Origin of the sequence: Tritonibacter scottomollicae, from assembly GCF_003003215.1 — a bacterium.
Taxonomy (GTDB): domain Bacteria; phylum Pseudomonadota; class Alphaproteobacteria; order Rhodobacterales; family Rhodobacteraceae; genus Epibacterium; species Epibacterium scottomollicae.
Map to the genome: position 1 here is coordinate 1 of NZ_PVUF01000029.1, position 20,591 is coordinate 20,591.

Annotated in this window: 15 protein-coding genes and 6 pseudogenes; 13 read left to right on the plus strand and 8 right to left on the minus strand. The window is 61.9% G+C overall.

Annotated elements, in window-relative coordinates:
• A pseudogene (locus tag CLV89_RS21120) lies at positions 1–209 on the plus strand (DDE-type integrase/transposase/recombinase); the annotation flags it as partial.
• Positions 210–443: 234 nt separating this feature from the next.
• On the opposite strand, the pseudogene CLV89_RS21125 reads toward CLV89_RS21120, so the two are convergent.
• Positions 444–1,635 (minus strand): annotated as a pseudogene (locus tag CLV89_RS21125) (transposase); the annotation flags it as partial.
• Positions 1,636–1,772: 137 nt separating this feature from the next.
• Between CLV89_RS21125 and CLV89_RS21130 the strand changes: the two are divergent.
• Positions 1,773–2,072, plus strand: a pseudogene (locus tag CLV89_RS21130) (integrase core domain-containing protein); the annotation flags it as partial.
• Between the two features lie 27 nt (positions 2,073–2,099).
• Here CLV89_RS21130 and CLV89_RS21135 read toward each other — a convergent pair.
• The 5 genes and pseudogenes from CLV89_RS21135 to CLV89_RS21155 form a co-directional block, all read right to left on the minus strand.
• Positions 2,100–2,788 (minus strand): annotated as a pseudogene (locus tag CLV89_RS21135) (IS30 family transposase); the annotation flags it as partial.
• A 40-nt stretch (positions 2,789–2,828) separates the two neighbouring features.
• Positions 2,829–3,071, minus strand: a pseudogene (locus tag CLV89_RS23065) (IS481 family transposase); the annotation flags it as partial.
• Positions 3,072–3,211: 140 nt separating this feature from the next.
• Positions 3,212–3,778, minus strand: a complete 567-nt coding sequence (locus CLV89_RS21145; protein WP_106165582.1) for a 3-hydroxyanthranilate 3,4-dioxygenase — start codon at positions 3,776–3,778, stop codon at positions 3,212–3,214.
• A gap of 45 nt (positions 3,779–3,823) precedes the next feature.
• On the minus strand, positions 3,824–5,254 hold the full coding sequence (locus CLV89_RS21150; RefSeq protein WP_106165583.1) for an NAD-dependent succinate-semialdehyde dehydrogenase: 1,431 nt from the start codon (positions 5,252–5,254) through the stop codon (positions 3,824–3,826).
• Between the two features lie 127 nt (positions 5,255–5,381).
• Positions 5,382–6,092, minus strand: a complete 711-nt coding sequence (locus CLV89_RS21155) for a GntR family transcriptional regulator (RefSeq protein WP_106165584.1) — start codon at positions 6,090–6,092, stop codon at positions 5,382–5,384.
• Positions 6,093–6,199: 107 nt separating this feature from the next.
• Between CLV89_RS21155 and kynU the strand changes: the two genes are divergently transcribed.
• The 7 genes from kynU (at position 6,200) to CLV89_RS21190 (ending at position 13,598) form a co-directional block, all read left to right on the plus strand.
• A complete protein-coding gene (gene kynU, locus CLV89_RS21160; RefSeq protein ID WP_106165585.1) occupies positions 6,200–7,450 on the plus strand; it encodes a kynureninase in 1,251 nt (416 codons plus the stop codon).
• A 187-nt stretch (positions 7,451–7,637) separates the two neighbouring features.
• Positions 7,638–8,585, plus strand: coding sequence for a tripartite tricarboxylate transporter substrate binding protein (locus tag CLV89_RS21165; RefSeq protein ID WP_165798183.1), 948 nt, complete (start codon positions 7,638–7,640; stop codon positions 8,583–8,585).
• Between the two features lie 61 nt (positions 8,586–8,646).
• On the plus strand, positions 8,647–9,069 hold the full coding sequence (locus CLV89_RS21170) for a tripartite tricarboxylate transporter TctB family protein (RefSeq protein WP_106165587.1): 423 nt from the start codon (positions 8,647–8,649) through the stop codon (positions 9,067–9,069).
• 12 nt (positions 9,070–9,081) lie between these two features.
• Complete coding sequence (locus CLV89_RS21175; protein WP_106165588.1) at positions 9,082–10,587, plus strand: tripartite tricarboxylate transporter permease; 1,506 nt, start codon at positions 9,082–9,084, stop codon at positions 10,585–10,587.
• Positions 10,588–10,730: 143 nt separating this feature from the next.
• Positions 10,731–11,711, plus strand: coding sequence for a TRAP transporter substrate-binding protein (locus tag CLV89_RS21180; RefSeq protein ID WP_106165589.1), 981 nt, complete (start codon positions 10,731–10,733; stop codon positions 11,709–11,711).
• A gap of 94 nt (positions 11,712–11,805) precedes the next feature.
• Positions 11,806–12,339: a TRAP transporter small permease gene (locus tag CLV89_RS21185; RefSeq protein ID WP_106165590.1), complete on the plus strand. Its 534-nt coding sequence runs from the start codon at positions 11,806–11,808 to the stop codon at positions 12,337–12,339.
• Positions 12,339–13,598, plus strand: coding sequence for a TRAP transporter large permease (locus CLV89_RS21190; RefSeq protein ID WP_106165591.1), 1,260 nt, complete (start codon positions 12,339–12,341; stop codon positions 13,596–13,598). Before CLV89_RS21185 ends, CLV89_RS21190 begins: the two co-directional genes overlap by 1 nt.
• Here the strand turns inward: CLV89_RS21190 and CLV89_RS21195 are convergent.
• Both CLV89_RS21195 and CLV89_RS21200 read right to left on the minus strand, forming a co-directional pair.
• Positions 13,593–14,540 (minus strand): LysR substrate-binding domain-containing protein, encoded by a 948-nt coding sequence (locus tag CLV89_RS21195; protein WP_106165592.1) that lies wholly within the window; start codon positions 14,538–14,540, stop codon positions 13,593–13,595. The genes CLV89_RS21190 and CLV89_RS21195 overlap by 6 nt on opposite strands.
• 19 nt (positions 14,541–14,559) lie before the next feature.
• Positions 14,560–15,354 (minus strand): aspartate dehydrogenase, encoded by a 795-nt coding sequence (locus tag CLV89_RS21200; RefSeq protein ID WP_106165593.1) that lies wholly within the window; start codon positions 15,352–15,354, stop codon positions 14,560–14,562.
• 186 nt (positions 15,355–15,540) lie between these two features.
• Here CLV89_RS21200 and CLV89_RS21205 point away from each other — a divergent pair, with 186 nt between their 5' ends.
• From CLV89_RS21205 to CLV89_RS21220, 4 genes and pseudogenes are all read left to right on the plus strand, one after another.
• Positions 15,541–16,494 (plus strand): dihydrodipicolinate synthase family protein, encoded by a 954-nt coding sequence (locus tag CLV89_RS21205; RefSeq protein ID WP_106165594.1) that lies wholly within the window; start codon positions 15,541–15,543, stop codon positions 16,492–16,494.
• A 133-nt stretch (positions 16,495–16,627) separates the two neighbouring features.
• The gene (locus CLV89_RS21210) at positions 16,628–17,509 is read left to right on the plus strand and encodes a DMT family transporter (RefSeq protein WP_133166773.1); all 882 of its coding nucleotides are present in this window, start codon (positions 16,628–16,630) and stop codon (positions 17,507–17,509) included.
• Between the two features lie 213 nt (positions 17,510–17,722).
• The gene (locus CLV89_RS21215) at positions 17,723–19,474 is read left to right on the plus strand and encodes an LVIVD repeat-containing protein (protein ID WP_106165596.1); all 1,752 of its coding nucleotides are present in this window, start codon (positions 17,723–17,725) and stop codon (positions 19,472–19,474) included.
• A gap of 432 nt (positions 19,475–19,906) precedes the next feature.
• A pseudogene (locus tag CLV89_RS21220) lies at positions 19,907–20,140 on the plus strand (transposase); the annotation flags it as partial.
• Positions 20,141–20,591: the final 451 nt, after the last annotated feature.

Below are 20,591 nucleotides of genomic sequence, written 5' to 3' on the forward strand. Positions count from 1 at the left end.
AAGGACCCAACCAGCGATGGTCCTTGGACTTCGTCTCAGACAGCCTCTCGGACGGTCGCCGCTTCCGTGTGCTTTGCGTCATCGACGACTTCAGCTGGGAATGCCTGGCAACGGTCGTGGAGACCTCCCTGTCCGGGCAGCGCGTTGGTCGTGAGCTCGACAACATCGCCCGGGTGCGTGGCTATCCCTGCATGGTGGTCAGCGACAACGTCCTATGCGCGGAATGATTGGCTGATTTGGCATCAGGTCATGGTCATGCTGAAGTGCTCCAGCATGGTTGAGTGTGTGTCAGTTCGGCATTTTGGTCAACAACGTGTCTCTCCCATAACAAACACAGAGTACGCTCTTGCGGCTCTCACCGTCCTTAAGACGAGATCTTTGTGTCGTTGAGCAGAAGGCCTGAACATTATCTGCGAGGTCGAATGGTCGCCTCTAAGGCCCTGTCAGAGAAGGGTCCTTCTGCTGCCGATCACCCCTCAAAGAAAGGGCGATAGGGTTCGCCGCGTTTGATGATCCCGTGTACGGTTCGGGCCATTTTAGCGGCGATTGCGGTATACGCCTTTCGGCGCAAATGAGTGTTTTGTCGATCTTTGGCGATGTAACGCTCGAACTTGTCTCGAAAGCTGTTGGTGCGCTGCATGATGGCGACCTGGCTGGCCATCCAAAGCGTGCGGCGCAGTCGGGCGTTGCCGTATTTGGACAGCTTGGTCTGGCCTCGGAATGTACCGGACTGGATGGTTGCCAGATCCATACCGCAGAACTTTAGAAACTGGCGGTGATGCTGAAAGCGGCGCAGATCGCCTGCCTCCGCCAGGATGGTCAGCGCATTGATCGGGCCGATCCCCGGGATGGATGTCAGCAGTTGGTAGTCGTCGTTGTTCTTGAGCAGCTCGACGGCACGATCCTCAATCTGATTGCGTTGCGCGATCAGGCTTCGCCCTTCACTCAAGACCAAACGAAACATCCTGGCGGCGTCAGAGTCTGGAGCAATGGGCAGCCCTACAGATGACTTTGCGGTCTGATAAATATCTCTTGATCCATGGCAGAGATAAAGTGAGGTGACGGATAGCGCTCCAGAAAAGCGAAGAACCAATCGCTGCGAGAACTGCGGTGGAAACGATCAGCTTCAGGGAAATACAGCGGCAGGTAATGGGTCAGGACCCGGTGCCAAAGTTCGGTCTTCGAGCGCGAGACAATGCCGTGTGTCTTGGATAGTTCCTGCAGGTCGTTCGTGCCGCAAAGCATTGGATCGTGATAGAACTGCTCGTTCCCGATCTGCATCATGTGCAGGATGACCTGCGCGTCTTTCGGGTCGTTCTTGTCCCAGCTGTTGTTCAAGGCCTCACGGGTCCGTGCCAATGCGACCGAAGACACCAACTTTACCTCGAAACCAGCGACGCCGAGCCGATACGCCAGAGCGCGATGGTAATTGCCCGTGGCTTCAAACGCCACGCGCTCAGGACGGCCATAATCCGAGAGTGTGTCGATCAATCGGTTGAAGTCGTCGAGGTGGTTTAGAACAGTCAGGCGGCGGCGCGTCCTACCTGGAATAGCGATCAAGACTTCATGGCGGGCCTTAGCAATATCAACGGCCACCAAAACAGGCTCGGTCTGTGCAATACTGGTCTTGGTCATAGTCGGTCTCCCTTGCGGTGTGGTTTGTGCAAAACCACTGTAGGTACCTGAGACCCGGCTATGATCACCTGCTGCGCTATTTGGGGGCTGCGCAGCCAATCATAACCTCTAAATCAATGTCATTCCGAAGGTGTTACGGAACGGAGCTGACATCGAACGCCATCCTGAGATGGCAGGAGGACCGGAAGATCGAGTGGCACTACATCGCACCAGGCAAACCCATGCAGAACGGCTTCGTGGAAAGCTTCAACGGCCGTCTGCGCGACGAGTGCCTCAACGAGCATTTGTTCGCCAACTTGCGCCACGCCCGGGATCTGATCTCTGCTTGGCGCGACGACTACAATCACCTCCGCCCACACATGAGCCTCGACGGGCTTACACCGTGGGAGTATCACCAACGGTCAATACTGGACCAAAAACTGAACAGAGCGAACTAAAAAACGCGGACTCCACGGGGAGCAGGTCACGGGCCTGGTACGCTTGTTCGGGTTCTTCAAAAGCACCGTAAACCGGCTGACGCGCTCAACGAGTGATGTAACGTTCGATTGTCCAAAGCGCTGTTGGACAAGACAAGATCGGCCTCCCAGTGACCAAACTGGCGACGGTGCGCGACATCATCCGGTCGGAACAAGATGCTGACAGCACGGTCGAACTTAGGCTTCTGGCGCCTTCTGGCACGGCGTGGACGACGGGCTTTGCGATGCTCTGGCAGGTACCACCAGAGTTCCTGGTCCATGCCTTCTTTCGAGTAGATGTAGCGATAGATCGTCTCCTGGCAGACGCGCAATTTGGCTTCTTCATAGATCATCTGGTTGCTGATCTGCTCAAGCGTCCAGCATTGTTTGATCCGGGCGATCACGGTCTTGCACAGGTCCGGATGGCGGATCAGCTTTCGTTGCACGGATCGGCGTTTGTTCGTCTGCAACTGGGCGGCATGACCGAAGTACCCCGCATACTTCTTTGGGAAGGCATCGTCTGCCCAGAAATTGCGTTTGATCTCGCGATGAATGGTCGACTTAGAGCGCTTCAGAACCCGTGCCATCTCTCGAACGGGCACTTTTGCATGCCACCAATCCTCAATTCTACGGCGTTCTTTCAAGCTCAGTTGCGTGTAAACGGCTCCCGTGCCATGATCTCCTATTAGATAACTCATTGTTTTCTAATAGGAGTCGCACTTCAAAGTAGCGCGCTCCCAGCAGCGTGTGCCGTCGGAATGCGACGATCATCGCCTCCTCAGCTTTAGAGAGAACGGTTGAACGCGGCTCCTTTGGGCCGGTCTTCAGATCCTCAACCGTCGCACGCTTGCGCCACTTCGCAACGGTCTTGGGATTGATGCCCAACTCCTTGCTCAACTGCCCGAGCGAAGCTTGCGATTATTGTATTGCAGCTCTGACGGCGTGCGTGGTCGTGGTGCTCCCGTGACGAACTCGTCCCATATGGCTTCCTTCCATTCCTGAGAAAGGATCGCACCATCAAATCGTGGGATCAAACACCTAAGCTTCGCATACGCTCAGCACAGCAAAAACAGCGCGCCCCGGTGCGGAACGCGCTGTCTGACTGTCTTTTTGCAGTGAATTCAGAGCTGTACCCAGCCCTCCGGGGGTTTGCCCTTGCCGGGGTGAACCTCGCCGCACGATTTGCAGGTGCGCGCGTCGAGATCGGCGTGGAACGCCTCGTAGATCTTGGGCAGTGCCGAGACGATGCCGTCGGTCCCTTCCAACGTGACCTCCTCGCGGTGGACGAGCGCCTCGCATTTGAAGCAGAACCACTCGAAGCCCTCGGTCATGCCGGGCTGGCGCGGTGCTTCAACGACGATGCCGATAGAACCCTCATGTGGGCGCTGCGGTGCGTGGCGTACATGCGGCGGCAGCATGAACACCTCACCCTCGCGCACCGGCACATCATAGATTTTACCGCCGTCCGCGATCTTGATCATCATGTCGCCCTTCTGCTGAAAGAACCATTCCTCCACCGGGTCGTCATGAAAATCGCAACGGGTGTTGGGGCCGCCGACCACCATGACGATCATGCCGTCGCCGTCCTTGTGCAGCAGCTGGTTGCCAACCGGCGGCTTCAGTTTGTCGGCGTTATCCGCCAGCCATTTCTGGAAATTGAAGGGCTTCAGCGTGGGGTGGTTGGACATTTGTGACCTCCTTGGGACTGTAACTGTTGCCTTGCGTGCGGTGCGTCAGGTGATGGACCGGGAATGCCAGACGTTCTTGACTGTCAGATAGCTGTCCAGGCCCTCGGCGCCGCCTTCGCGGCCCTGGCCGCTGGCCTTGACCCCGCCAAAGGGAGTTTCCGGCAGCGAGGCCTCCAGCGTGTTGATAGACAGGTTGCCGACCTCGACCTCGTCAATCATCCGGTCGATGTAATCGGCGCGGTTGGTCATGCCATAGCCTGCCAGCCCATAAGGCACCGCGTTGGCGGCAGTGATGGCCGCATCCAGATCCGCCACCGGGTTCAGCACCGCAATCGGGCCAAAGGGTTCTTCCTGCATGATCTGTGCCTCAGGCGGCACGTTGGCCAGCACCGTCGGCTGGAAGAAATAACCGCGATCCCCCAGCCGCGCGCCGCCGGTCAGGAGCTCAGCACCCTTGGCGACAGCATCCTCCACCAGCGCCGTCAGAACCGGGATACGGCGTTCGTTGGCGGTCGGCCCCATCTCGACGCCCGGTTCCATACCGTTGCCCACAACGGTGGCGGCGGCGCGTTTGGTGAAGCGGGTCTTGAATTCCTCAAAGATACTGTGATGCACAAAGAACCGTGTTGGCGAGGTGCAAACCTGGCCGGTGTTGCGCATCTTGCGGATAGCGCCACTGAGCGCGGCCTTTTCCACATCCGCGTCCTCGCAGATGATGACCGGTGCGTGGCCGCCCAGCTCCATCAGCGCGCGGGTGTCATGGCGCGCCGCCAGCGCCGTCAGCTGGCGCCCCACCGCGGTGGAGCCCGTCAGCGCCACCAGCTTTACCGCTGGCTGCGGGATCAGAAATTCGGAGATCTCCGCAGGCACCCCGAACACCAGGTTCAGCACTCCGGCTGGCAGACCCGCATCCTCGAATGCGCGCACGATATGCACCGCGCCACCGGGCGTTTCCTCGGCCGCCTTCAGGATGATCGAACAGCCCGATGCAAGCGCCCCCGCAACCTTGCGGGCGGGTTGGCTCATCGGGAAGTTCCAGGGCGAGAACGCCGCCACCACCCCGATCGGATGATGATGAACCGATAGCTTGGAGCCCGCTGCCGCCGGGATGACACGGCCATAGGCGCGCATTGCCTCGCCCGCGTCCCATTCAAAGAACTCGGCACCGCGGATCACTTCCAGCCGGGCCTGCGCCAACGGCTTGCCATGCTCGGCAGTGATGGTCAGGGCGATCTCCTCTTGCCGCTCGCGCATCAGCGCGGCGGCGCGCAGGATGATATCGGCGCGATCCCGCGGCGCGGTGCGGCTCCAGATGGCCAGCCCTTTTTCCGCCGCCGCCAGTGCATCCTGCAGATCCGCGCGCCCGGCGCAGGGCAACTGCCCCAATTCTTCTTCGGTCGCCGGGTTGACGACAGCGATGCTGCGCTCCGCCTTGCGCCATTGGCCATCGATAAAGAGGTTGAGATCGGGATACATATGCCTGCGCCTCCTGCATTGAACGGCCCGATTAGGCGCAGGCCCGGCACACGCGTTCAACTGATATCCGGGAAAGCCGATATGCCGTTTGCTGATATCAAGGCCACAGACTCGCCCAAGAGATGCGCTAGGCCTGATCCTCTACCCGGTCAAAGAAGCGACGTGTAAAGCCCGCGTGTTCTTCCAGCAGACGCACCGCCTGCTCCTCGTCGCGTGCCAGAACCGCCTCCATGAGCTTGGTGTGGTGGGCAATGCCAAGGGCGGCGCGACTATGGGCGATCAACTCCGGGCTGCCCAGAAACTTGTCGCGGTTGTCCCCCGTGAACATGCTGAAAAAATGCCGGTCCAGATGGTTGGAAATCTGCCCGTAGAACAGGTTCAGCCACTGCGAGCACGATGCCGCCAGCAGCGCCCTGTGAAAGCCCCGGTGGCGGTCCGACCACACCCACAGCTCATCCAGATCACTGGTCTCCGCCGGTTCGGTCGCTTTGGCCAGCAGGTGGTGGCTGGACAGGATCGCCGCCTCCCAAGCGTCGTCGCCATGCGCAATCGCCTCGCGCAGCAGCGCGGTTTCGATCACCAGGCGACAGCCTTCCAGGTCCATGAGTTCTCCCTGGGTCACCGCCGCAGCGCGGAAGCCGCGATTGTTCTCCATCACCACGAATCGCTCGCTCTCCAACCGCCTCAGCGCCTCGCGCATCGGCGTCACGCCCAGGCCGCTTTCTTTGCCCAGCGCCGGGATCCGCAGCGGCGCCTCGGGTGGAATTTTCGCCTCAATCAACTGCTTGAGCAGGAATTGATAGGCCATTTCCGATTTTGACGACGCGGGTAAATCCATTGATTGACCTTCAGAAATATAATCGTATACGATAAATTAAATCATATACGATTGAAGTGTGCATATTGGTTTTATCAGTTGCACACCCAGCCCGAGAAGGAAAGCCAATGGCCCTTACCCCCACCCGCAGCACCGCCGAGGCTTTGGACAGTCAGGACCCGCTGGCGCACAAGCGTGACGAGTTTTTCGTCGAGGAAGGCACCATATATCTGGACGGCAACTCGCTGGGTCCGGCGCCCAAAGCGGTATTCGACAGCATCGACCGCACCATGCGCGAAGAATGGGCCAAGGGGCTGATCCGCAGCCACAACACCGCCGGCTGGTTCATGCTGACCGACACGCTGGGCAATCGCCTCGCCCGGCTGCTGGGTGCCGGCGAGGGCGAGATCGTGGTCTGCGACACCACCTCGCTCAATATCTACAAGACCCTGCACGCTGCACTTTCGATGCAGCCCGGCCGTCGCAAGATCGTGGCAGAGGGAAGCTCATTTCCGACCAATCTCTACATGGCGGAAGGTGTGCAATCGACACTGGAGGGCGCCACCCTAGCGCTGGAAGGCCGCGACGGCGACCGGATCGAGGATATGATCGACGCCGACACCGCGGTGGTGATGCTGAACCACGTGGACTACCGCTCTGGCGTGATCCGCGATGTGAAGGCGCTGACCAAGCTCGCGCATGAGCGCGGCGCGCTGGTAATGGTGGATATGTGCCATTCTGCAGGGGTGATCCCGGTTGATCTACACGACCTGAACGTCGATTTCGCCGTCGGCTGTACCTACAAATACCTCAATGGCGGGCCGGGTTCGCCCGCCTATGCCTATGCAGCCAAGCGCCACCACGGCAAATTCGCCCAGCCGCTGTCCGGCTGGCACGGCCATGCTGCCCCCTTCAAGTTCGAGCAGAGCTACCGCCAGGGCGAGGGCGCCCGCGCACTGCTGTGCGGCACCCAGCACACCCTGTCGATGCGCGCGCTGCAGTCTGGGCTGGCGGTCTTTGACGATGTCGAGGTGGTCGACCTCTATGCCAAGGGCCGGGCCCTGTCGGACCTGTTCATCCAGCTGGTCGAGAGCTTTGCCGAAGACTTCGGCATTGGCTTTTACAGCCCCAAGGACGGCACGCTGCGCAACGGCCAGGTCTCACTGACCCACACCGAGGGCGGCTATGCCATCGTGCAGGCGCTGATTGCGCGCGGTGTGATCGGCGACTTCCGCCAGCCCAACGTGATGCGCTTTGGCTTCACGCCACTGTATCTGCGGTTTGCCGATGTCTGGGACGCCGCCAACCACCTGTACGAGGTGATGAAGACCGAGGAGTGGAAAGAGGACCGCTTCAACGTCGTCAACACGGTGACCTGACCGCTTGCCGCGCCCAACGCGCGGTATTTGCCCCACACCCTGACATCACGGGACCGCCTTGGCGGCGTCTCCCGTGATGCCCCCTGCCCTGCGCCTGAAGCTGCACTACAAGAATTCAGAGGGGTGCCCCTTAGGCACCACGAGCGCGCAGAGGCCAATAATTTTTCAAACCCAACGGGAGGACCACATGAAACTCAACACCCTGCTGAAGACCGCTGTCTTTGCGGCTGCCGCCGCGCTCAGCCTGCCGCAGACGGCTGCCGCCTGGACGCCGGAAGAGCCCATCCTGCTGCGCATCGGTTTTGGGGCCGGCGGCGAGACGGACACCATGGGCCGCGTGCTGGCCGCCACCATTGAACGCCAGACCGGCTGGGACGTGGTGGTGGAAAACCGCCCTGGCGGCGGCGGTGTCGCGATGCTCAGCGCCCTGGTTGCGGAAGATCCCGACGGGCTGGTCCTTGGCATGGCGGTCAACATCCCGCCGCTGATGGCGCTCAGTCAGCGCCCCGACTCGGTGCCCTTTACGCTGGACAGCTTTGACTACATCGGCACCGTCACCGTGGCGGAGACTGCACTGATCGCGGGCAGTGAGGCGGCGTTCTCCTCGATCGGGGAACTGGTGGAATTTGCCCGTACGGAAGGCTCTGCCAAAATCGCTTGGGACGCGCCGGACGCAAAGGCAATCCTGCAGAAGATCGGCCAGAAGGAAGGCGTCAGCTTCCGTATGGTCAAGGCCGAGAGCGGCGCGGAAATGAACAAGCTGCTGCTGGGCGGCCAGGTTGATGCCGCCTTTGGCACCGGCGCCCATCTGCCCTTCGTCGAAGAGGGCCAGATGAAGACCATCGCCAGCCTGTCGGACAAGCGGCTCAGCTCAGCGCCCGATGTGCCGACGCTGATCGAATCCGGTCATGATTTCTTCATTGCGCCCTATTTCTATATCGCGGCCCCCGGCGGCCTGCCCGCTGAGGTGAAAACCGCGCTGGCTGATGCCATGGACAAGGCCGTGGCAGATGACGCGGTGCAGACGGTCGTGCAGAACGCGGTCAGCGCCCCTGCGCTCAACCTCGGAGCTGAGGGCACCCGAAAAATGATGCACGACTCGCTGGCACCCGTCGGTGCCCTGTTTGACCAGTAAATCCCAGACCCGACCTCGCGGCTGCAACTCGCGCCGCGGGGTTTTGCGACAGGAGAAAACCATGACGCTGCACCGCCTAACGGGTGTCTTCTTTGTCATTTTTGCCGTGGCGATGATCTGGGGCGTCATCCCGGCGCAGACTGAAACTGTCTACCCGGACGGCTCGATCCCGCCCGAAGTTCTACCCATGTTCTATGCCGCGATGATCGGCCTGTTCGGCGCCGCGCTGGCCTGCCAGCGCGCGGAAGCAACCGCGCTGGACCTGCGCCAGGGGGCAAAGACCGCCGGTTTTTTCCTGCTCGCACTGGTCGGGGTGCTGGCGATGCAGCACGTAGGCTTTCTGCTGGCCGCTCCGGCGCTGGCGCTGGTGCTCTTGTGGCTGGTCGGCGAGCGTCGGCCGCTATGGCTGGCCCTGGGCGGTCTTGGCGGGCCAGTGCTGATCTGGACCGTTTTCGAAGTCCTGCTGGGACGTCTCTTGCCCTGAGGAGGGGGTGCGATGGTGCCGTTTGATGTAATTCTGGCAGGCTTGGCGGGGACATTCACCCCGGTGGTGCTGCTTTATGTACTGGCCGGAGTGGTGATCGGCCAGTTTGTCGGGGCGGTTCCCGGCATTGGGCCGGTCATGGCGATTGCCATTGCCATTCCTTTCACCTTTGTCATGGACCCGCTCGTGGGGATTTCCTTCCTTGTCGGCATCGGCAAGGGCGGGCTGGTTGGCGGCGCGGTGCCTGCGGTGCTGATCAACACCCCCGGCACGCCCGATGCTGCGGCAACCGCATTCGACGGCTTTCCGCTGGCACGGCAAGGCAAGCCGATGAAGGCGATGCGCATGGCGCTCTATTCCTCCGTCACTGGCGACACCGCCAGCGATATCATCCTGATTACCGTCTCCGCGCCGCTGGCCATCGTGGCCCTGAAACTGGGACCGGTGGAGATTCTGTTCCTGCTGCTCTTTGCCTTTACCGTGATCGTCTGCCTCGTCGGCGGCACAATCGCCCGCGGCGGTGTTGCGCTGTTCCTCGGGCTGCTGCTTGCCACGATCGGGCTGGATCCCGAATACGCCACGCCGCGACTGATATTTGGGCAGACCGAGCTTTATGACGGCGTTCCGCTGGAAGCCATCGCCCTTGGTATCCTCGTACTGCCGGAAGTGCTGCGCCGCCTGGCACAGGGCAGCGGTCTGTCGCGCCCCGCGATCGAGATCCCGGCAGACCAGCCTGCCGCCGACCGCCGCATCAGCTGGCGCGAGTACTGGTCCTGCCGCTTTGCGATGCTACGCGGTGCCTCGATCGGCACCGTGCTGGGGGCACTGCCCGGCATCGGCTCCACCGCGGCGGCCTTCATCGCCTATGCCGCCACTCGCGCAAGCGCCAAGGATCCCGAAAGCTTCGGCAAGGGCAACATCCAGGGCATTGCGGCGGCGGAATCGGCGAACTCCGCCGTAGTCGGCGCCAATCTGATACCGCTGCTAACGCTGGGCATTCCCGGAAGCGTCGGCGCCGCCCTGCTGATCGGCGCCTTCAAGATCCATGGCATCCAACCGGGGCCACTGTTGTTCGACCAGCAGGCAGAGCTGATTTACGGACTATTCGGGGCGATGATCGCGGCCAACTTCATGAACTTCTGGGTCGGTCAGGCTGGCATGCGGCTGTGGTCCACGGTGGTCAAAGCGCCGGAACTGGTAATCTTTACCCTCGCATTGCTGCTGTGCATTACCGGGGTCTATCTGGGCGCGGGCGGCATGTTCGGTCTTTATACCATGCTGGCCTGCACGCTGCTGGGGCTGTTGCTGAGCGCGCTGGGAATCTCGGTCATCGTGTTCATCATCGCCTTCTTTCTGGGCAGCCGGTTCGAGACCACCTTGTCGCAAAGCTACAGCCTCACCGGCGGATCGCTGCAGGAGCTGGCGAACTACCCCGTGGCGCTGGCCCTTCTGGTGTTGAACCTGGCCTTCATCGCCCTTTTCACCCGCAATCGGCATCGCCGCGCGCTGCCCGACTGAGCGCCGCCCCAAAGGGGCGCTGGCATACCGCCAAGCGCCCCTCTTGGTATATCATTAATTAATATCAGATTGCCGTGTTCCAAGTTGCTGAACTATCAGCTGCTTCCCCATGCTGGGCCAAGCTCGCAAAAGGGAGACCACACATGGCATATCTGAAGTCACTCAAGACCGCAGCAGCGGCGGCAACGGCCTGCTGCCTTGCCCTCGGCGCACAGGCGGCGGAGTTCCGGCTGGGTCTGTTGACCCCGCCACCGCACATCTGGACCAAGGCGGCAGAGGCCTTTGCCGCCGATCTCAACAGCGCCTCGGACGGTGCGCACAGCGTACAGGTGTTCCCCGCACGCCAGCTGGGCAACGAAGCGCAGATGATGCAGCAGCTGCAGACCGGCGCGTTGGACATGGCGTTCCTGACCGTGGCAGAAGTGTCCAACCGCGTGCCGGATCTGGGCGCCTTCTATGCCCCCTACCTCGCCACCGACATCGACCATGCCGGCCGCATACTGCGCTCCGACACCGCTCGCGAAATGCTGAAGCCGCTGCCGGCAAAGGCCGGTGTTGTCGGGCTCGGCCTCGGCATGGCGGGTCTGCGCCAGATCGTCTCACGCGAGGAGGTGACCAGCGCCGAAGACCTCAGCGGGCTGAAGCTGCGGATCACGCCATTTGCGCCGATTTTTGACTTTTACGAAGAGCTCGGTGCGGCGCCAACCCCGATGCCACTGCCCAGCGTCTATGATGCGCTGGCCAATGGTCAGGTCGACGCCATCGACATGGACGCAGAACTGATCTGGGTACTGAAGTACCATGAGCACGCCAAAACCATCGTGCAAAGCGATCACATGATGTTCCCGGTGGTCGGGCTGGTCTCGGCCCGCGTCTGGAAGGACTTGGGCGAAGAAGACCGCGCGATGATCGCAGAGCTGATGGCCAGGCATCTGGACAGCACCATCGACACCTACGCCACCAAGGAACCGGAGTGGCTGGACAATCTGAAGGCGCTGGACCTGACGATGACCAAGGCCGGGCCAGAGTTCTTTGCGGATGTCATCGCCGAATGGGACAGCAAATGGGCCGCCAAATCGCCTTCGCTGCCCGCCATCCGCGCCGCGGCTGAGGCGACCCGCTGACCGTGCACCGCCCCGCCGTTACGGCATGGGCGGATGCCCCGTGCGCCTCCGCCCCTGCCCTGATATTCCTCACCCAACCCATGGTTTCACCCTGATGCTTCAGACTTTTTCCCGGCGGTGGGCGCGGGCGGAACTGGCCTGTGCCGCCGCCTTCGCCGCCGCGATCACCGCGCTGATCCTGCTGAACGTGCTGACCCGCAGCATTGGCTTTGCGCTCTACTGGGTCGATGAGCTTGCGGTCTATGCCATGATCTGGATGACGCTGCTGGCGGCCTCGGCGGCGGTCCACCACAAGGACGCGGTCGCCGTCACCATCGCCACCGACGCCCTGCCGCAGGATGCCGCGCGGGTCCTTTCACGCCTCGTCGACGCGGTGATTTTTGCGCTGGCGCTGCTGACAGCCTGGTTCTGCTGGCGCTGGTTCCTGCCGCTGGAATTTGCGCGCGCGGGCTTTGACGTCGAGACCTTTCAGGGCGCCACCTTCAACTTCATCTACTCTGAGCCCACCAACACGCTGGGCCTGCGCAAGGTCTGGGTCTGGTCCATCATGTGGCTGTTTGCCTTCGGCCTGATCCTGCACAGCCTCAGCCATCTCACCGCCGCAACCGACCGCAAGGGCACATCCTGATGACAATCGTCGTTTTCTTTCTTTGCATGTTTTGCGCAGTGCCTGTCGCCTTTGTGCTGATCCTGACTGCAATCACCTATGTGCAGGCCAGCGACAACGCGGTGCTGTTCGACAGTTTCGCCCAGCAGCTGTTTTCCGGGCTTGAAAACTACGGCCTGCTGGCGATCCCGCTGTTCATGATGACTGGCGAGCTGATGAATGAGGGCGGCATGACCCGGCGGCTGGTTCAGGCGGCGCGGGTATTTGTCGGCGGTTTTCGTGGGGGTCTTGCCTATATCAACCTTCTGGCCAATATGTTCATGGCGGCGATCATCGGCTCTGCAGCCAGTCAAATCGCAGTGATGAGTCGCGCCATGGTGCCCGAGATGAAGCAGGAAGGCTACCGTCCCGGTTTTGCCGCGGCCACCACCGCTGCGGGTGGCCTGCTGGCGCCGGTGGTGCCACCTTCGATGATGTTCGTCATCTACGGCGTGCTGGCGCAGCTGCCGATCGGCGATATGTTCATCGCTGGCATCCTGCCGGGGCTATTGCTGTTTGGCGCCTTTGTTATTGTCATCACCCTCATCGGGGTCGCACAGGGCTTCCCGCAGGGGCAATGGATGTCGCGATCAGAAGCTGCACAGGCCCTGCTGGGCTGCCTGCCCGCCAGCCTGATACCGGTAACCATCATCGGCGGCATTCTGTTCGGCATCGCCACGCCCACTGAATCTGCTGCCGTCGCCTCGCTGGTGGCCTTTACCATGGCCTGGTTCTCCGGCCAGCGGCTGACTTTGCCGCGGCTCTTCCGCCTGTTCCGCCGCACAGCCATCAACTCTGGCATGGTGGTCTTCATGATCGCGGCGGCCAATGTGTTCGGCTGGGTAGTGGTCTACGAGGCGCTGCCGCAGAAGCTGGCCGCATCGATCACTGCGATCACCAGCGACCCGTTCCTGTTCCTGCTGATCGTCAACGCGCTGCTGCTGCTTGTGGGGATGCTGATCGACGGCATCGCGGCGGTGATCTTGGTCACCCCGATCCTGCTGCCGATCGCCACCGGGTCCTATGATATCGACCCGTTCCAATTTGGCGTGGTGATGTGCCTGAACCTGGTGCTGGGGCTGCTGACGCCGCCCGTCGGCGTGGGGCTGTTCATCACCTCGTCGATGACCGGCATCCGGGTGGCCGAGATCCTGTCCGCGCTGTGGCCGTTCCTGCTGTCGGTGGCGGTGGTTCTCGTGGCGCTCAGCTACTGGCCGCTGCTGTCCACGGCGCTGCTATGACTGCTCGGCAGCGGCCTGCTGCAGATAGCCGATCAGCGCCGCGGCGGCCGGCGACAGCCGCGCCTTGGCGTTCAGTGAAATCCCGACTGGTCCGGCACCAAAGGGCACCTGCCAGTCCAGCCTGGCCAGGCTACCCCAGGCGATGTCCTGCTCCGGCACATGGCGTGGCATCAGGCAGATTAGCGGACGCCGCTGCAGCAAGCTGCGATTGATCAGAAAGGAGACCGAGTCCACATAAGACGCAGGCGCATACATGCCCTGACCGCCAAAAAACATGTCGACCTGCCGCCGCAGACTGGTTTCCGGCGGGGGCAGGATCCAACCGAAGGGCTTGAGATCCTCGAAACTCAGCTCACTTTGGCCCGCCAGCGGATGGTCCGGGCCGGTCACCGCCACGATAGTTTCATCGAACAGCTTGCTCTGCGCGATCTCGTCGCGGTGGCGATGGGTAGGCAGCCGCCCAACCACCATGTCGATCGCGCCGCGTCGCAGAGCGGGCATCAGCGCGTCATTTGTGCCCTCGACCACCTTCACCGCCACATGCGGCCGCTCGTGCATCAGCTGGTCAATCGCTTGCGGCAGCAGCCCTGAAGAGGCCGCCAGCAGCGAGCCGATCACCACCCGGCCACTGCTGCCGTCGTTCAGATCATCCAACTCCTGCGCCGCGTTTGACACCTGCGCCAGGATCAGCTGCCCCTGCCGGATCAAGGCCTCTCCATAGGCGGTGGGGATCACGCCGCGGTTGGTGCGGTCAAAAAGCTGGACTTCAAAGTCCAGCTCCAGGTCCTTGATCATCTTGGTGGCCGCCGGCTGCGAGACATTCAGCTCCCGCGCCGCGCCCTGAATGTTCTGATGCTGCCCCACCGCAACCAGCAGCCGCAGCTGCCGGAACTTCAGCCGGGTCTGTACCTTTTCAACGATCCGGGTGTGGCGGCTAACCATGTGGCATCTTCCTAGCGTTTCAGAATTTCATGCGCTCGGCATATTGATTGATGCTTGCTATCACGCTCATAGCAGCAAGCGAAGAGGTGCGCGGGTTCGACGGCAGCGGGTTGCCCTCGATGGAAAAACGGAAAGAGCCGAAGTCACCCTCCGCCTCGATCTCGTGGATGTTGCGACTGATGCCGGGGTCCGCCAGCAGCTCTACCTGCGTGTCGTCAAAACCGATGCCTGCCAGGGCCACCGCCGCGGCGACATTGGCGTTCTTGGGGTACTGCAGCGCGGCCTCGCGGGCGGTGCCGCGGAAATGCACCTGCGCCGCACCGGTCAGCGCGCCAAGGTCCAGCACTGCCTCGGCCGGAGAGCCGACCCAGCCCTGCGGCGGCTTGCGGCCGATGTAACGCACCGCTTGCAGCGTTCCGATCCGGCCCGCGCGCAGCGCATCCAGCGCGCCAATCGCACCGGAGACCAGACGGATACTGCCGCCGCCCTCCTCTGCGGCCCGGTCCAGCTCCTGCAACAGCGCCGCATCCGCCAGCGCCCCGATCGACACCGTCAGCAGGTCATGCCCCGCCCGAAGGATCTTCACCCCGTGCTGCAGCAGCGCGCCATGGCCCGCGCAATCCACGAAGAGATCGATGCCCTCCCCGGCGTCTGCGGCGTCGGTGACAAAGTTGAACTGGGTGCCGAACTCGCCGCGCCGCGGCACGATTTGATTCTCCGGCACGATGACCGCAGCAATGTCTGTCTGGCTGCCTGCCAACTGGTCCACAACATACTGCGCCATGGCGCCAAACCCGATGAGAGCAATTTTCATTCCGCAGTCCCCTTGCATTTGCCACTGTGATAACCGCAGCTCAGGGCGGCTTGATGATAATTCTGTTTATATCAGGATCACTTCTTTGGATTTGTTTTCTGACCGGCTGATCGGGATGCTCCGCACTGACCCAAAGATGGCCCCGCGCGGCGCGCGACCGGCCATTCAGCGAACAAGGATCGGCGCATGAAATACTCAAGACACGAAGCCAAGGATTATGCCCGCGAACATATGCAGGGGATCTGGGCCGCAGCCCTCAACCCGTTCAACGCGGATCTGAGCCTGAATGAGGTCGGGCTGCGCAGCAACATCCGCCACTGGATCGACGATCTGGCCATCCAGGGCCTGTTTATCGCAGGCAAACAGGGCGAGTTCTTCTCGATGAGCCTGGAGGAGCGCAAGCGCAACTTTGAAATCGCCGTCGACGAATGCGGCAGCAAGGCGGGCACCATCATGTCGGTGTCAGACCAGAACTTCAACACCGTGCTGGAGTTGGCCAAACACGCCGAAAACTGCGGTGCGGATTACATCGTGGTGCATGCCCCGGTGCTGAGCTTTGTGCAGGACAAGGGTGAGGTTCTGTATCAGTATTTCAAGGCGCTCTGCGATCAGCTGAACATCGGCATCGCCATGTGGAGCCACCCTGACAGCGGCTACCTGATGCAGCCCGAGGAATGCGCCCGCATCGCCGAGCTGCCCAATATCGTCGCCATCAAATACTCGGTCCCGCGCGAGATGTACGTGCGCCTGTCGCATATGGTGGGGGACAAGATCCATGTCTCCACCGCCTCGGAGGATGAATGGCTGGACAATATCGAGGAGCTGAACTGGAAGCTCTATCTATGCTCCTCGCCGCCCTATCAGCTGCAAACCCGCAATGACCGGCGCATGCACGATTACACCCAGCTGGCTTTCCAAGGCAAATTCGACGAGGCCCGGAAACTGCGCGACAGCCTGAATCCCGTGCGCGCGGCGATCGCTAGCAGTCGCCCGGCGGACAAACCGCAGGCCTTCGGCAAATACTGGCAGGAGCTGCTGGGTCAGGTCGGCGGCCCGGTGCGCCATCCGATGCTGAACCTGACCGAGACGGAAAAAGCCACCATCCGCGAGGCGTTCGAGGGCTGCGGGCTGAAGCTCTGAACGGCAGCGCCCGCCGGGCGGCGGCCTTTCTGCCCTGATCTCCCGGCCCTGCACTGATCAGGCCGCGCGGACATACACCCGCGCGGCCTGACCATTCCCCCTGCCCCTTGATTTTCAGTCAGCTGAGGTCCCTTTGGGAGAGCTCTTTGCCCTGTGTTCTGCCGCCTGCTACGGGATGGCCGGCGTCACCATCGCCCGCAGCCGCAACCAGCGGCGCGGCGATGGCGGGGTGTTCCTGTCGGTTCTGGTGACGACACTACTGACCGGGGCCCTGTGGCTGCTGGCTGGTGCCGCACCAGTGCTTCCAGCGGATGGTACCCACTGGCGGGCGCTTGGCCTGTTCGCTGTGGCCGGTGTATGTGCGACAGTTCTCGGGCGGTTGTTCATGTACCGATCCACCGAAATCCTGGGTCCGGTCGGCGCCGCCATGCTGCGCCGCCTGATCCCGCTCTTTGCCATACCACTTGCCATCCTGCTGATCGGCGACTGGCCTGGTCTCGCCGAACTGGTGGGCGGGGGGCTGGTGGTGGCTGGGGTGTTCGCTTTCTCCGGCGGCACGGCTCCAGTGGGAGCGCTGGCGGGCGTGTCGTTGGGGCTGCTGTCGGCGGCCAGCTACGCTCTGTCCTACGGCCTGCGCAAATTGGGACTGATGCAGCTACCCGACCCGCTGCTGGCGACCTGCGCGGGCGCAAGTGCAGGCTGCCTGTGCTATCTTGGCTGGGCTGTCCTGTGCCGAGGCAGCGCCAGCAGACGGACAAGGCTGCATTATCTGGTGGTCGATCGCAGCGCCGGATTTCTTGGCACAGCGTTGCTGCTTTCAGCCGGACAGACGCTGCAGCTGGCGGCCCTGCTGCACACGTCTGTCACCAGCGTCGCGCTGATCGGGGCGCTGGACGTGCTGTTCAGCGCCCTGTTTGCCGCGCTGCTGCTGCGCCAGCGGCTGCAACCGACGCCACGCGGGCTGATCGCGGCTTTGCTGGTCGGACTGGGCAGCGCGCTGCTGCTCCTGAACTGACCCCGCGCGAGCTGGGCATGAAACTCCCCCAACAGACCGGTTTCTGACTGTGACCACAGCACAACTCCGCAGTCCCAGCTATTCGATTATTGGCTATCCAGTTTCCCGGAATGCGAATTGAGCAGGGACAGGCATGACGTAGGGTTTCGAGCAATCACAACAAGCTGACGGAACCGCAGCAGCCTCACGTCGGCGTCAAAACAGGGGGCCTTTATGCCTGAGTTTCACCATCTGCCCGTATCTCTGACCCTCGCCGCGAGCCTGCTTGCATCTGCAGCATACGCCGCGGGTGGCGGCGGCGGAGAACCCGGTGTCATCGACATCCGCGACCCGATCGTCCAGCGCTGGTTCGAGGCCACACCGCACAACCCGCCTGCCCTGCCAGAGCCGGGACGCGACTACGGCCTGATCGGCGAAGGCGGTGCCTTTGTTGCGCCAGACGCCGCACCGCTGTCGTCCTGGGCGCCAAATTTCCCCGGTCAGCTGGACGGCTGGGACCAGAACTCCTATGCGAAAAACGTCGATGTGCTGGCTTTCTACCCCACGGTCACCTCGCCCTGGCATGCCTGGGCCAATGCCGTCGATATGGATGGCAAACGCTATCTCTACACCCATGACCGCGACTACATGCGGGTGCTGGACATTACGGATCCGGCCAATGCGGTCGAGGTCTACAGCGATGGCGGCGTTTGGGGGCCGGAGGGCTCCAGCGAAGAATTCGACAGCAAGAGCGTCACCGAGTATTTCGGCGGATTGACGATCGTCTGGCACGCAGGGCTGCAAAAGCACGTTGCTGTCGCCTCATATGAGATCGGCCGCTTTGGCGTCATGGGGCGCAAATCCGAAGACCCCGAGGGCGTTGCCCTGGTGCGCAACTATACCTCGCTGAAGGGCTTTCGGGTCTACGAGATGAACGGTCCCACCCCGGACGACTGGACGATGATCGCCGAGCGCACCACCGACCGTGCCAACCCGGACGCGCCCATCGGTGCACAGCAGGGGTCTGGATCTCTGGATGCCCCGGCCTGGACCGGCGGGCGCTACATGGTTCTGTCCGCAGCCCCCGACGATAGCTTTGCGCTGACGGAATACCCCGACTATGTGCATTCTCCCGGCTACCAAATCTGGGACATGAGAGATCCGGCCGACCCTGTGTTCGTCAGCCAGCTGTCGGTACCGGGACAGGACATCGACAACGCCGCGGACCTCGCCGCTTATCTAGAGAATCCGCGAGCAGGCAATCGCACCTCCTGGATGGGATCACGCAACCCGCTGGCCCTGCCCGTCCCGATAGAGGACGGCGGCACGCTTGGCTTTGGTGGCATGGGCGGACTGGGCTTCTGGACCTTCGATGTCAGCGACCCGGCCAACCCCACACCGCTGGGCGACCTGCAGGTCGCACCCAGCTATGCGGGCACAGAGTTCGACAATGTTGACGTCAGCCAGTACGCCCGCACCGGGCATGTATTCTCAAACGGCTACCCGATGAATTCGAACTGCTATGAGCCCTACAAGGACATCTTCTCCATCGACGTGTCCGATCCGACCAAGCCCGCTGTTGCCGCGACCTTCCCGCGTCCACAGCCACCGGCAGAGGCCGGTTTCACGGACTACTGCCAGCGCGGTGGCAGCTTCGGGCCGAAACGCTCCGGCGGAATCGACCAGCCGGGCGGCGGACGCGACGGCGTGGTGGTCTATGCCTTCTACAATGCCGGCATCCAGATTTTTGACGTCGAAGATCCCACCAAGCCGGAGATCTCCGGCTACTACGTGCCCGCCTTTCCTACCGCGGATGAGGTGCCAGACTGGACCTTTGACAATGCGGTCTTTGCGGTATTCGTGGAATATGACCGCAATATCATCTGGGCCTTTGCCGTGAATGGCGTCTATGCGCTGACGTCACCGCTGCTGGGAGAGCCGCTGACCAGACTGCCCGACGCGCCCTGGCCGCCGCGCGAACGCTGATGCCGGGGGGGGGGGGGCGACTGCCCTGGTCGCGCGCCCCTCCTTCAACAAGAGGTCGCGCTCTCTCCTCTACCGGCAGGCTTACCGATCACGAAGGCTGAGCCTCCCGACACATTCCGCCTATGCGGCTGGAGCCTGGCGAACTCCACACCGTGATCTGCATACTCGTCACTTTGACGAACGACGCAGACGCCGCTTCCCCTCGACGCCGGGCATGAGTTTAGCCTCCGCACCAGCGGCGGCGCAGGTGATAAGGACCTGATGGAGTTGATGGATATCAGCCATCTTTGAATTAATCTGAACGCCGCAGAGTACGATGTCCCCCCCCCCGATCAAGATGGACCAAAGAGCCGATGCGCGCCTTGAGGTGGCTTTGCTGCGCAAAGACGAAGAGGGATTCATGTCGTGAAACCGGCATGTTAGTTGGACTGTATGAGCAGATCCATCCCGCCGAGCTACAAGACTAAGAACTGGCCGGCCTACAAGGAAGCCATCAAGCAGCGTGGGTCCCTGACGATCTGGTTCGATCCGGAACTGGTCTGGGTGCCGCTACCGAACGGCAAGCGCGGCCGGCAGCCGCAGTATAGCGACGCCGCGATCCAGACGTGCCCGACCATGAAGGTCCTCTTCGGCATGGCGCTCGGACAGACGACCGGTTTCGTCGAGTGAACCGCGCCAGGTTTGCCGGAGGCTCCAACTCATGAGTAGGATGGATGCCAACGTACTATAAGCTTGCGCGTTTCGTGCGGTTTCCATGCTCCCCCCCCCTGTCGAGGGTTTTTTGTGCCGCTGGACAATGTGGCTCGGTTTTTTTGTTGTCGACTAGGCAGAATGACTTGGAAGCAAGAAGCTGACCTACGTGCTCTGTGCAGCTCAAGTCTCACTTGAGCTCATGGCTACGACCCTTCGCTGCAGGTGCAATCGGCGGCTCCCAGCCCTTTCCAGACATTGGTTAGATGCTTCGCCATCAGGCAAAGACAACTGCGAAGCAATCGCTCAGACTTTTTGATTGTTAGCCAAGCTGATGGGGTGGATGGCTCCTGCTTCAACCGGCGTCGCAATGCGCCATAATGCAGGTGTCTAAATCTGCTTTGAGAGGAGCCACCCCATGCAAGTT